Here is a 12015-nt window from a genome sequence, read left to right on the forward strand (position 1 = left end):
TTCTGTCGCTCTAAACAAAAAAGCCGCAGCCACCTGCGGCTATGCTCGCGGATGAAACTGCTTGTACACATCCTTCAGCCTTGTTTTCGTCACATGCGTATAAATTTGCGTCGTGGATATATCCGCATGACCGAGCATTTCCTGCACCGCTCTTAAATCTGCCCCGTTCTCAAGCAGATGCGTCGCAAAGGAATGCCTGAGTGTATGCGGAGTCAGCTCTTTCTTAATGCCGGCTTCCAATGCGATTTTTTTCAGGTTCTTCCAAAATCCCTGGCGGCTGATCTGTTTGCCGTGATGATTTAAAAAGAGGGCGTCAGATACATTATTTTTTAACAGTTTTCCCCTGGCTTTTGTCATATATTCCTCAATGGCGGAAGCAGCGGCTTCACCGATTGGCACAATCCGTTCTTTTCTTCCTTTGCCGAAGCATCGGATAAACCCCATAGATAAATGAACATCAGCCGTTTTCAATTCAATCATTTCACTGACTCGTATGCCTGTCGCATAAAGCAGCTCCAGCATTGCTTTATCCCGATATCCGAAAGGGCTCGTCAGCTTAGGCGTGTCCAATAACCGCTCGACTTCATTGAGCGCGAGCACCTTCGGAAGCGCCCGTTCCGTCTTTTGTGTTTCGATATGAACGGAAGGGTCCTTATCCGTTACTTTTTCCCTGAGCAGAAATTGATGAAAAGAGCGAATGGATGCCAAATGCCGCGCCGATGTCTTGCCGGATTTCCCCGAGTCCTTCAAATGCTTTAAGTATTGGATAATATGTATGCGGGTAACGTGATTCCAATCTGTAACATGAAGGGTTTCTGTTAAGTAGAGAGAATAGCTTTTCAAGTCACGTTCATAGGATACGATCGTATTTTGAGAGAGCCCTCTCTCTACCATAACGTAGTGGATGAAATCCTTTATTTGATCTTTCACTCTTGATCTACTCCCCGTTTTGGTAAAAAAAGATCAACCGGTCGAACCATCCGCCTTTTTCATCCTGATCCATTTCAACAACTTTTACAGCGGAGCCTTCCGGTTTATCATACCGATGATAGTTTTCATACTCTTGATTCACCCATATCATAGCATAATAGAACAAAGCGGTAAAACCGGTAAACAGGATGAAAACTTTCAATGCATCGACAGCTGTTTTCAGGAATCTTCCCATGTCCTAATCGATCCTTTCCCTATGGTTCCAGTTATATAAACCATATGCCAAATCAGAAAGGTTTTATACATAGAAACAGCAAAAAACCCTTTCCCTATGAGAAAAGGTTCGCGCTCGGCACCGTCTATTCAGTTTCTTTTCCGTTACAGCGGTGGCAAATGCCGTGAAACGTCAATCTATGATCTTTAATCTTAAATTTCCAATCACGTTCAATGATTTCTTCCACGTCTTCAAGCAAATCTTCTTCAATTTCATCAACGGCTCCGCACTCCATACACACCAAGTGGTGATGAAAGTGAGCTGCGCCCTCTTTCCGAAGGTCGTAACGGGACACACCGTCTCCAAAGTTAATTTTATCTACGACTTTTAATTCAGTTAATAATTCAAGCGTACGGTATACTGTAGCGAGACCGATCTCAGGAGACTTCTCTTTTACGAGGAGGTATACATCTTCTGCGCTTAAATGGTCTTCTTCGTTTTCAAGCAGCACTCTTACTGTCGCTTCACGCTGTGGCGTAAGTTTATAGCTGGATGAGTGCAGTTGTTTCTTAATTCGATCAATACGGTTTTCCATGTCTTTCCCTCCTACGCCGCATTCCATGACTCATTATAACAAAATACGCGCAGAGTTCCAACTATAATTATTATAAACTGATAAATAAAATGGTTTTCTTTTAATAATGATTTTAAAAAAGTCTAGATGTAAGCTTTTCCATTAAAACAGGAGATAAGTATGCTTCAAAGAGAGATGAGATCAGCGCTAAAAACAGAATGACCAGCAGCACAAAGGCATACCGCCCGAACCATTGAATCGGCGCGTCATGCAGGCTTCGTTTCACGAACAGCTGTCTGATTAACTTTAAAGAAAACGCAATTGCACATGTGCCCATAATGAGATAAGCCGGAATCAGCAGCACATTTTGCGGCAAAACGGAGACAAATGATAGGAAAAACCCGCTTACTCCCATCTGATTGACTAGGAACCCGACAGTAAAGCCGACGACGATCCCTTTCAGAAAGATCATGATGAAAATAATCGGCATCCCAATGACGGAAATTCCGAGTATCCACATCAGGCCTAAATACTTTGCATTATGAAAGATACTTTGCCCAAACATATCAGCTGAACTTGCCTGTTTTCCATCCGAAAGCTGTCCAAAAAATTGACTTAAGTAGTAGTATAAATCTTCTTTCTGGCTGATGGTCATACTGTTGACAATAATCGCGCCAAAGATGACACCCATGAAAAACAGCACTGACACAAATATATAAAGAGAGAGATGATCTTTGACATGCCTGAGAAACATGTCCTTATAAGAGATTTTTCGCATACCGTTTCCTCCCGCCCGTTCTAGTGATTTGATTTAATAGATTGTATGAAAGAAACGGAAAAACATGCCCTTTTTCAAAAAGAAACGATAGAGACGAATGCTAGGCGGCTTTTTGGGGCACAAAAAAATCCTTATCATCAACTGCTGTATGATCATAAGGATTCTTATGCTTCCGTTTATTCAAAATCTCTTTTTTGCTTTTTGTCATTCTTTCATGTGTGCTAAAAGATGGTGCGCTGCCTCTTGATAATAAGACGTCACGTCCGCCGTTTCTCAATCGATGCTCCCGCTTCTTTTTCGCTTGGCTTTTTGCCATGTGATCACTCCCTTTTTTATTTTCATAGTAATGATAACAAAATTGAACACAGATAAGAAAAAAACAGCACCTAGTACGACAGGTGCTGTTTAGCTACATTTATTTCACTGCTGTAAGAGCTGCATGCTCGACAGCTGCTGCTACCGCATGATGGACTTTTGAATCAAGCGGCTGAGGGACAACATCACCTTGTTTAGTGCAAGCTGCGATGGCCTCTGCTGCTGCGACAAGCATATCATGATTAATCTCCGTGCTTTTTGCGTTAAGCGCTCCTCTAAAAATCCCCGGAAAACCGAGTACATTATTAACAGAACGCCCGTCAGCTGCATATGCGGCGCCAGCCTGCAGCGCGGCCTCCGGTTCAATTTCCGGCTTCGGATTCGATAAAGCCAAAATTACTTGACCAGAACGTACAAATGCCGGTTTTATTAAACCCGGAACGCCCGTTGTAGCAATGACAATATCACATGTTTCCATGAGCTCCTCAATACTGGAAACTGCCTGTCCGCCGTATTGTTCGAGACGGTTCATTGCTGACTCTGATTTGTCTGTTCCGTACACAGCATTCACACCATAAGCCATGAACATCCGGCAGATGGCCACGCCTGCTGCGCCAAGGCCGATTTGCCCCACTTTCGCTTCCTTCAGGTCAACTCCCGCACTCCTGCATGCCGAAATGGCAGCTGCCAGCGTCACTACAGCTGTACCATGCTGGTCATCGTGCATAACAGGAATGTTCAGCTCCTCTTTTAGGCGATCCTCGATTTCAAAACAATGCGGCGAACCGATATCCTCAAGAAGGATGCCGCTAAAGCCCGGAGAAATATGTTTTACTGTTTTGATGATTTCTTCAGGATCACTCGTATCAAGCAGTATCGGAATGCCGCTAATACCCGCCAGCTGATCAAATAAAGCAGCCTTTCCTTCCATGACAGGCATGCCAGCCACAGAGCCGATATTCCCAAGGCCTAAAATTGCGGTTCCATCCGTTACAATTGCAACAGAATTGCTGATCGTTGTATAAATAGAAGCTTTTTCAGGTTCTTTTTCGATCAGTCGGCACACGTCCGCAACACCTGGTGTGTAGACACGTCCCAGCTCTGCCAGTGAACGGATCGGCATTTTGCTTTTCATTTGGATTTTTCCGCCTTCATGTGCGGACAGGACTTCATCAGATACGGTGTGAAGCCTGATCCCTTCTCCGAGGGCCTGTACAGCCGCGATCACTTCCTGAAGCTGTTCTTCATTCTCCACTTGAACGGTAATATTCCGCATTGTGTAATTGGGTCCGACTTTTACCGTCTCCACTTCACCAATATCCCCGCCCAGAAGGCCGATGGCCGTAGCCACTCTTCCAAGATTTCCGGGAACCGAAGGCGTTTCGATCATCAGTGTCCGAATCATGTGTTTCGCTATCATTCAGTGATCCTCCCCTATTAGCCTAGTTTTTCGGCTTTAACTGTATTGTTTTTCGTATACCATATAAATTTTCCTGTATAACCATAGATAATTGCAAGACCTATTGCTACAAAACTGAGCCACATAAACGGCAGATAAGAGAAGGTAGAAACACCTAAAATACCAGCCATGTAAATCCCATTATCAGACCAAGGAACCATCCCCGAAGTCAATGTTCCCCCGACCTCTGAGTTACGTGATAACACTCTTCTGTCCAGATGTAAGCGATCATAGCTGTCTTCCATAATTTTCGGAGTCAAAATAAGAGATACATACATCGCACAGCCGAAGATGTTTGCTAAAAACGCTACGATCAGTGTAGACAATGTGACATTGCCGGCTGAAGTTAATTTCTTTTCAAACGTTGAAACAATGACTTTTAACACGCCGAGTTTCTCAAGCAGACCGCCAAAACCAAGGCCAAAGATGATGACGACGAGAGAATCAAGCATACCGACAATTCCACCGCGGTTTAACAAGCCGTTCAAAAATTCAACATCAGTTTTAATAGAGAAGCCGTTGTACGCAGTTGCAATCGCATGGGCAATATCCATTTCTTGGAAAACAACAGCCCAGATTGCACCGAGTAAAGCGCCAATTACGATAACCGGCATAGATGGCTTTTTCATCGCCAATAAGACTATGACGAGAACTGCCGGGATCAGCATCCAAATATGAATGTCAAACGTGTTTTGCAAAGATGATTTTAAGAATTCAACTTTATCAAGATCAATATTTTTCCCGCCGTACATAAATCCAACAACTGTAAAGAGTATAGCTGTAATGACATAAGCAGGTATTGATAAATAAAGCATTGCTCTCACGTGAGCCAATACATCGACTTTTGATAGTGAAGAAGCTAGAACTGTACTGTCAGACAGCGGAGACAGCTTGTCCCCAAAATAAGCACCTGAAAGAATAGCTCCCGCTACTAGAGGAAGCGGAATGCCTAAACCCTCTCCAATTGCGATCATGGCAATGCCGGCAGTTCCGACTGTTCCCCATGACGTTCCTGTTGCCACAGACATAATGGAACAAATAATTAACGTTGCCAGTAAAAAGATACTTGGGTGAATAAATTCCAGTCCGTAATAAATCAAAGTCGGCACAACGCCTCCGGCAATCCATGTTCCGATGAGCGCCCCAACTGAAACGAGAATCAGTACGGCTTCAAGGCCATTTGATATCCCATGTACAATCGCATTTTGTAAATCTTTATAAGAATAACCGAGTCTTATACCTAAAAGCATTGCAATAAACCATGAAACAAAAAGCGCCAGCTGTATCGGCAAGTCGAGAAAGACTGTAAACGATAGAACAAGTGCTAAAAATACTCCTAGTACAATAATAATTTCAAATAGTGTTGGCAATCTTACATCCTTCAAAAGAAGTCCCCCTTCATGTAAAAGCTAAAACGCTTTCAATATATAATGCAACACGTATACTATACTTCCTCATCCCTATGTTGTAAACAGCTTATTCATCCGACTATTCGGAGATGAATAAGCTGTATTTTATACAAATTTTATTTTTCTAATAGTTCTTTCCCTGCGATACCTGGTTTGGTCATCTCATATGGGTTTAAAATAATATCCAATTCTTCTTCAGTCAGCACATCATGCTGCAGGCAAAGGTCACGGACTGATTGGCCTGTCATAATCGCTTCCCGGGCAATTCTGGCAGCCGCTTCATATCCAAGATGCGGATTGACAGCTGTGATCACGCCTGCGCTTTTTTCTACGTATTGCTTCAACCGCTTTTCGTTGGCTTCAATGCCCTTTAAGCAGTTGTCAGTGAACGAACGGAAGCCGTTGTTCATGATGCTGATGGATTGAAGCAAATTAAAGACAAGCACGGGCTCCATGACGTTCAACTCAAGCTGGCCGGCTTCTGAAGCAAGGCAGATTGTATTGTCGTTTCCGATAACCTGGAACGCAATTTGGTTGATCAGCTCCGCCATAACCGGATTGACTTTCCCCGGCATAATAGATGAACCCGGCTGACGTGCAGGCAGAGAAATTTCCGCAAGTCCGGCGCGCGGTCCCGACGCCATTAAGCGCAGGTCGTTTGCGATCTTCGACATGTTCATCATGCAGACTTTTAATGAAGCTGATACCTCTGTATAGGCATCTGTATTTTGTGTCGCATCAACAAGATGGTCAGCGCCGACAAGAGGAAGCCCGCTAATATCAGCAAGGTGCTTTACTACCTGTTTGATATATTCAGGATCAGCGTTCAGCCCTGTACCAACAGCAGTTGCGCCCATGTTGACTTCATATAGGTGCTGGCGCGATTGCTTGATTCGTTTGATATCACGCTCGAGAACACGGCTATAAGCTTCGAATTCCTGGCCAAGACGGATCGGAACCGCATCTTGAAGGTGTGTCCGGCCCATTTTAATAACAGAGTCAAACTCCTGTGCTTTTTGCTTAAAAACGCTATGCATATCTTCCATTGTTTTCAGCAGTTTTTCTAAGAGCTTCAATGTGGAAATATGAATAGCAGTCGGAAACACATCGTTCGTAGACTGTGACATGTTCACATGTGTGTTTGGACTTAAATGAATGTAATCTCCCTTTTTATGTCCCATGATTTCAAGCGCCCGGTTTCCGATAACCTCATTCGCGTTCATGTTCATAGAAGTTCCGGCACCGCCCTGAATCGGATCGACGATAAACTGATCGTGCCACTTGCCTTCGAGAATCTCGTCAGCGGCTTGTACGATAGCTTGGCCAATTCCTTCATACAGCCGTTTCACGTCCATGTTGGCAAGAGCCGCAGCTTTTTTCACAATCGCCAGTGCGTTAATCATTTCCTCATGGATTTTGTATCCTGTGATCGGGAAATTTTCAGAAGCACGGAGCGTCTGAATTCCGTAATAAACATCTGCTTCAATTTGTTTTTCCCCAAGGAAGTCTTTTTCCACGCGATATTCTTTTTGGCCGTTTAACATAATCTTTAACCTTCTTTCTCTTTGCTGGTTATCGTTTTTACATTTTACAGGACAACGTCATCAGCTATCGGCGTTTCCATAATTCTCTTGACGACAGGAAGATCCGAAGACTGACCTAGTGCCCACATCAATTTTGGCACAATTGCTTCTGTGTTCATATTTCTTGATCGGATAATTAAGTCTTGGTTGACTCTGCGGCCAACTTCGTAAATGCTCATGTCTTCGCCTTCTTCAAGACATTGAGTCGTAATGACCACGACAATGCCGCTTTCGATCAGCTCATTCACTTTTGACAAAATGTCTCTGCCTTCAAACGGCACCCCTCCGCTGCCATAACTCTCAATGACAATTCCTTTGTACATGCTTTTCAGGGCATCAAACATTTCGGGCTTTAAGCCTGGATGCAGCTTCAGCAGACATACATCTGTGCATAGTGAAGTGTCAACTGTGAAGGTGTCGTTCTCAGGTTCCGTTACTTGTTTGTTGTATTCGATCCCGTCTTCATTGATAAAAGCGATATATGGGTAATTGATGCTTTCAAATGCGTCGTAGCTTTTCGTTCTTAATTTGATCGCACGCGTTCCCTGAATGACTCTGCCGTCAAACACAACATAAACGCCGCCCACGCCTTCACAGGCAAATCGAATGGCATCTGTAATATTTTTTTTGGCATCGGTTTTTTGGAACGTGATCGGAATCTGCGAGCCGGTGATGACAATCGGCTTTTTGGCATGCTGCAGCATATACGATAGTGCGGCAGATGTATAGGCCATTGTATCTGTACCGTGAGTAATAACAAACCCGTCATAGGCATCATAATTTTCCTTAACGGCTTCTGCTATTTCCACCCAGTATTCAGGCTGCATATTGGTGCTGTCTATATTCATAAGCGACTGAGTTTCCATTGTGTAATCGTTATCAAGTTTTGATACGTAACTTAATAATTCATCAGCCTTGACTCCGGGAGCCAGCCCATTTTCCCCTTCAACTGAAGCAATCGTTCCCCCAGTTGTCAACATCAATAATTTTTTCATACCATGCACCTCTTCACTGTATCTAAAGATGGGTTGCGAGAAGGTATTCGCTTTTCGCATACTTTTAATGCAATTATAGACACGGAAAATAAAATACGCAAGACATTATTATTCAATTCGCGTACACTTCCTAATACCTATATGATATAATCAGCTCAAGGTGAAAAAGGAGCGGAAGTTCATGAATCTAGATCGTTTAACTGAATTGAGAAAAAAGAAAAATTGGTCGCTTCAATATACAGCTGACCTTCTCGGTATCGCAAAAAGCACATATGCCGGCTACGAGTCAGGCTACCGACGGCCTTCACTTGAAGCGCTTGCCATGCTGGCTGACCTCTTTGACACAACCTGCGATGAACTTTTAGGCCGCGAGAAACAAAAGCAGACTGCTCCTCAGGCCATAGAATTGGCCACGTGGAGCAGCCTCGACTTTACCATTTCTGTTGATGGCCAGCCGCTGAGTGAAGATGAAATCATCCAGCTGATTACCTTTATACGCACAAAAAGAAAAGTACAGGAGGAACTGAGTTAATCTTTAGCTCACGGTTTAATTTTACCGTAGGTTCCTCCTCCTCCGGCTTTCAATTCCAGTTTTCCGGATCTCGCTTTTACGATAAGCGCCGCGGTTTTCGGCGGGACAACGCGAGCCAAATCTTCTTCTGCAGCCTCATGAAGAACAGCCATTTCTGTTCCGAAGGCTTTTTTTAGTTTGTCCAGCGTTTTCGGGCCTACACCCGGAACAAATTGCAGCGGGATCTGATGTACATATCGCGGACGCGGGACGCGAACTTCAAGCTGATCACTCAATTCACGCAATCTATCGCTGACTCCCTTGGTAAATCTGGCTTTTCCGCAATTCGCGCACGCTGTTTCCCCGCTTACAGCAGGCTCTCCGCACGCTTCGCAAGCCGTCTGATAATATTTCCCCAATAACGGGTCCAAGCCATAATTTGCGATAATTTTCCTGTCATCTTGTCCCTTTAATGCAAGAGCAAATTCAGTAAAATCAGCTGACTGCACATATAATTCATTATATTCTCTGCCGATTTTCCCCAACGAATGCGCATCAGAATTTGTTAAAAAAGGATACGGATTCAATTGCGATACGTGTGATGCCATGTCTGTATCACAGCTTAATCCAAGCTCCACCGCGTCTATCATAGATGGATCAAAAACCTCAGTTAAGCTTGATTTAACCCCTTTTCCATATAAGCTTTTATGCGGCGTAAAGATATGGGCGGGGATAAACAGGCCGCCCATATCCTGCACTTTTTTTTGCAGGTTTAAGCCCGTTTCATAAATCCGCTGCGAGCTTAAATGAATATTTTTCAGCCGGGCTGACAGCCAGTTTGAAAACTGTTTCATATCAGCCAGCGTCGGCATAAATACGAGCACATGGATCGGTCCGCTGCAGGCTTCATCATAAATCTCCAGCTCGCTCCCCAATAAAAGAGTCGTGCTGCGATAACGGATTCCTCCCCCGTCAAGCTCGCGATATTTTCCAGATGAAATGCCTTCCTCAAGCTCTAGAATGACTTCCGGAGAATGACAGTCGATAATGCCGAGGAGTTCAATTCCTTTATGTTCACTGGCTTCAACCAAAATTCTGTCCAGCGTTAATGTTTTGGCGCCTGTTATTTTGACAGCCCTTCCTGTAAAGGTCCGGCCGATATGAATGTGCAAATCCGCGTAAATCTTTTTCATTTTTGTGCTTGGAGCGCTTCTTTCAGCTGAAGATACTGAATCGCGTAGGCTGTTTTAGCATCATATACTTCACGCGATTCAACCAGCTTTAGCGCATCTTCAAGCGTCACCTCCATCACTTCAACAAACTCGTCCTCATCAAGCTCCCGTTTTTCTTCAAGCACAGAAAGCTCCTCAGCAAGAAAAACGTGAACGATTTCATCTGCAAATCCGGGTGATGTATAAAACGCAGTTATTTTTGTCAGTTTTTTTGCTGTATAACCGGTTTCCTCTTCAAGTTCCCGAAGTGCCGTATACTCCGGCTCCTCACCTTTTTCAAGCTTACCGGCCGGAATTTCAACGATCGTCCGCTCAAGCGGCTTACGGAATTGTTTGACCATGATGATTTTCCCTTCATCTGTGACGGCTAGTACCGCTACAGCTCCAGGGTGTTTCACAATTTCACGTTTACTGGCTTTGCCGTTTGGCAGCTCTACATCCTCGACATAAAGATCAATGACTTTACCCGAAAAAATCTGTTCTTTGGCAATTGTTTTTTCTTCTAATGATTTCATTTCTTCATCTCCCGTTCTGTCTCTATATGATGCCCCATACATTTTATCATACTAGAGCAAAAGGGGGCTTCTTCGTGAAAGTGCACCGCATGCCAAAAGGTGTTGTCTTAGTCGGAAAAGCATGGGAAATTCGAGCGAAGTTAAAAGAGTATGGACGCACATTTCAATATGTGAAAGATTGGATCTCAAAGCCATAAAAGTTGAAACTTTAGCTCCTTTATATTACGGTCAATACAAAGCCTAAAAAAGGAGTGTGCACATGAGAAAGCGCAAATTGGGTACATCTGATTTAGACATTAGCGAAGTCGGACTCGGCTGTATGTCTCTTGGAACTGAAAAAAACAAAGCATTGTCCATTCTGGATGAAGCGATCGAGCTTGGCATCAACTATTTGGACACAGCGGATTTGTATGACCGGGGACGCAATGAAGAAATTGTCGGTGATGCGATCCAAAACAGACGCCATGATATTATTCTGGCAACAAAAGCGGGAAACCGTTGGGATGACGGAAGCGAGGGCTGGTATTGGGACCCTTCAAAAGCTTACATAAAAGAGGCGGTAAAAAAGAGCCTTACACGTCTGAAAACAGATTATATCGACCTTTATCAGCTCCACGGCGGCACGATAGAGGACAACATTGATGAAACGATTGAAGCGTTTGAGGAATTAAAACAAGAAGGTGTCATCCGCTACTACGGCATTTCTTCCATCCGCCCGAATGTGATTAAAGAATATGTAAAAAAATCAAACATCGTCAGCATTATGATGCAATTCAGCCTGTTTGACAGACGCCCTGAGGAATGGCTCCCGCTTTTAGAGGAACATCAAATCAGCGTAGTCGCCAGAGGTCCTGTTGCCAAAGGGCTCTTAACTGAAAAACCGCTTGATCAAGCTTCAGAAAGTATGAAACAAAACGGGTACTTGTCCTATTCATTCGAGGAACTGACAAATGCCCGTAAGGCAATGGAGGAAGTGGCTCCCGATCTTTCCATGACAGAAAAGTCGCTGCAGTATCTGCTAGCACAGCCGGCTGTCGCTTCAGTGATTACAGGCGCCAGTAAGATTGAGCAGTTACGGGAAAATATTCAGGCAGCAAATGCACGGCGTTTAACCGAAGAGGAAATCAAAGCGCTCCAATCTCATACGAAACAAGACATTTACAAAGCTCATCGCTCATAGCAGAAAAACCAGCACCTGTACGGGTGCTGGTTTATTTATATTGATGCCAATCCATTTGGCTTTCATTTAGGAGTTCTTCAAAGCTCTTATTTTTTTCGATCTCTTTTTTCTTTCTAATCTGTTCTGCTTTTTCTCTTTTCTGCCTCTTTTCATCCTCTTCCTTCAATTGGCTCTTCATCTCCATAAGCTTTGCTTTGATATCGGATTGAAGGCCGTCTTTTAGCTGGTGTTTGTCAATGGATTTTTGTTTTTTCATGCAGACTTCCCCCATGTTTTGTTTTGAAGCCAGTTTATCACGGAGCATATAAACTGAACAAGCA

The 12015-nt window shown here is 43.8% G+C and carries 15 protein-coding genes; 3 read left to right on the plus strand and 12 right to left on the minus strand.

Features of this window, described 5'->3' with window-relative positions:
- Nucleotides 1–39: 39 nt before the first annotated feature.
- From xerD to ansA, 9 genes are all read right to left on the minus strand, one after another.
- A complete protein-coding gene (xerD, locus tag bslm_RS11290; protein WP_004398985.1) occupies nt 40–930 on the minus strand; it encodes a site-specific tyrosine recombinase XerD in 891 nt (296 codons plus the stop codon).
- Nucleotides 931–937: 7 nt separating this feature from the next.
- Nucleotides 938–1165, minus strand: a complete 228-nt coding sequence (locus bslm_RS11295) for a YqzK family protein (protein ID WP_003230440.1) — start codon at nt 1163–1165, stop codon at nt 938–940.
- 124 nt (nt 1166–1289) lie between these two features.
- Nucleotides 1290–1739: a ferric iron uptake transcriptional regulator gene (gene fur / locus bslm_RS11300; RefSeq protein WP_003223972.1), complete on the minus strand. Its 450-nt coding sequence runs from the start codon at nt 1737–1739 to the stop codon at nt 1290–1292.
- Nucleotides 1740–1851: 112 nt separating this feature from the next.
- Complete coding sequence (gene spoIIM / locus bslm_RS11305) at nt 1852–2496, minus strand: stage II sporulation protein M (RefSeq protein WP_004398593.1); 645 nt, start codon at nt 2494–2496, stop codon at nt 1852–1854.
- Nucleotides 2497–2596: 100 nt separating this feature from the next.
- Nucleotides 2597–2812: a hypothetical protein gene (locus tag bslm_RS11310; RefSeq protein WP_046381161.1), complete on the minus strand. Its 216-nt coding sequence runs from the start codon at nt 2810–2812 to the stop codon at nt 2597–2599.
- 99 nt (nt 2813–2911) lie between these two features.
- Nucleotides 2912–4231 (minus strand): NAD-dependent malic enzyme, encoded by a 1320-nt coding sequence (locus bslm_RS11315; protein WP_004398731.1) that lies wholly within the window; start codon nt 4229–4231, stop codon nt 2912–2914.
- Nucleotides 4232–4248: 17 nt separating this feature from the next.
- Nucleotides 4249–5655, minus strand: coding sequence for a malate-H+/Na+-lactate antiporter MleN (gene mleN / locus bslm_RS11320; RefSeq protein WP_046381162.1), 1407 nt, complete (start codon nt 5653–5655; stop codon nt 4249–4251).
- A gap of 140 nt (nt 5656–5795) precedes the next feature.
- Nucleotides 5796–7223 (minus strand): aspartate ammonia-lyase, encoded by a 1428-nt coding sequence (gene aspA, locus bslm_RS11325; RefSeq protein ID WP_014477246.1) that lies wholly within the window; start codon nt 7221–7223, stop codon nt 5796–5798.
- A 44-nt stretch (nt 7224–7267) separates the two neighbouring features.
- Complete coding sequence (gene ansA, locus bslm_RS11330) at nt 7268–8257, minus strand: asparaginase (protein WP_004399032.1); 990 nt, start codon at nt 8255–8257, stop codon at nt 7268–7270.
- 181 nt (nt 8258–8438) lie between these two features.
- Between ansA and ansR the strand changes: the two genes are divergently transcribed.
- A complete protein-coding gene (gene ansR, locus bslm_RS11335) occupies nt 8439–8789 on the plus strand; it encodes an HTH-type transcriptional regulator AnsR (RefSeq protein ID WP_004399024.1) in 351 nt (116 codons plus the stop codon).
- Between the two features lie 8 nt (nt 8790–8797).
- Here the strand turns inward: ansR and bslm_RS11340 are convergent, their stop codons facing one another.
- Together bslm_RS11340 and nudF are read right to left on the minus strand one after the other, a co-directional pair.
- Nucleotides 8798–9961: a TIGR00375 family protein gene (locus tag bslm_RS11340; RefSeq protein WP_003246128.1), complete on the minus strand. Its 1164-nt coding sequence runs from the start codon at nt 9959–9961 to the stop codon at nt 8798–8800.
- Nucleotides 9958–10515, minus strand: a complete 558-nt coding sequence (nudF, locus tag bslm_RS11345; protein ID WP_004398600.1) for an ADP-ribose pyrophosphatase — start codon at nt 10513–10515, stop codon at nt 9958–9960. The genes bslm_RS11340 and nudF overlap by 4 nt, the downstream gene beginning before the upstream one ends.
- 74 nt (nt 10516–10589) lie before the next feature.
- On the opposite strand from nudF, the gene mciZ reads away from it, so the two are divergent.
- The gene (gene mciZ / locus bslm_RS11350) at nt 10590–10712 is read left to right on the plus strand and encodes a Z-ring formation inhibitor MciZ (protein ID WP_003230420.1); all 123 of its coding nucleotides are present in this window, start codon (nt 10590–10592) and stop codon (nt 10710–10712) included.
- A 62-nt stretch (nt 10713–10774) separates the two neighbouring features.
- A complete protein-coding gene (locus bslm_RS11355; RefSeq protein ID WP_004398525.1) occupies nt 10775–11695 on the plus strand; it encodes an aldo/keto reductase in 921 nt (306 codons plus the stop codon).
- A gap of 31 nt (nt 11696–11726) precedes the next feature.
- Here the strand turns inward: bslm_RS11355 and bslm_RS11360 are convergent, their stop codons facing one another.
- Entirely contained in the window at nt 11727–11951 is a 225-nt protein-coding gene (locus tag bslm_RS11360; RefSeq protein WP_010886561.1) for a YqkE family protein, read from the minus strand.
- Between the last annotated feature and the right edge of the window lie 64 nt (nt 11952–12015).

This window comes from Bacillus sp. LM 4-2, from assembly GCF_000978495.1.
GTDB lineage: Bacteria > Bacillota > Bacilli > Bacillales > Bacillaceae > Bacillus > Bacillus subtilis.

What these genes read in the sequence shown, in the direction of transcription:
- ansR (WP_004399024.1), top strand. Translation starts at nt 8,439, where the DNA reads ATGAATCTAGATCGTTTAACTGAATTGAGAAAAAAGAAAAATTGGTCG.
- fur (WP_003223972.1), bottom strand. Translation starts at nt 1,739, where the DNA reads ATGGAAAACCGTATTGATCGAATTAAGAAACAACTGCACTCATCCAGC.
- nudF (WP_004398600.1), bottom strand. Translation starts at nt 10,515, where the DNA reads ATGAAATCATTAGAAGAAAAAACAATTGCCAAAGAACAGATTTTTTCG.
- bslm_RS11295 (WP_003230440.1), bottom strand. Translation starts at nt 1,165, where the DNA reads ATGGGAAGATTCCTGAAAACAGCTGTCGATGCATTGAAAGTTTTCATC.
- bslm_RS11310 (WP_046381161.1), bottom strand. Translation starts at nt 2,812, where the DNA reads ATGGCAAAAAGCCAAGCGAAAAAGAAGCGGGAGCATCGATTGAGAAAC.
- bslm_RS11360 (WP_010886561.1), bottom strand. Translation starts at nt 11,951, where the DNA reads ATGAAAAAACAAAAATCCATTGACAAACACCAGCTAAAAGACGGCCTT.
- aspA (WP_014477246.1), bottom strand. Translation starts at nt 7,223, where the DNA reads ATGTTAAACGGCCAAAAAGAATATCGCGTGGAAAAAGACTTCCTTGGG.
- bslm_RS11355 (WP_004398525.1), top strand. Translation starts at nt 10,775, where the DNA reads ATGAGAAAGCGCAAATTGGGTACATCTGATTTAGACATTAGCGAAGTC.
- ansA (WP_004399032.1), bottom strand. Translation starts at nt 8,257, where the DNA reads ATGAAAAAATTATTGATGTTGACAACTGGGGGAACGATTGCTTCAGTT.
- bslm_RS11340 (WP_003246128.1), bottom strand. Translation starts at nt 9,961, where the DNA reads ATGAAAAAGATTTACGCGGATTTGCACATTCATATCGGCCGGACCTTT.
- spoIIM (WP_004398593.1), bottom strand. Translation starts at nt 2,496, where the DNA reads ATGCGAAAAATCTCTTATAAGGACATGTTTCTCAGGCATGTCAAAGAT.
- bslm_RS11315 (WP_004398731.1), bottom strand. Translation starts at nt 4,231, where the DNA reads ATGATAGCGAAACACATGATTCGGACACTGATGATCGAAACGCCTTCG.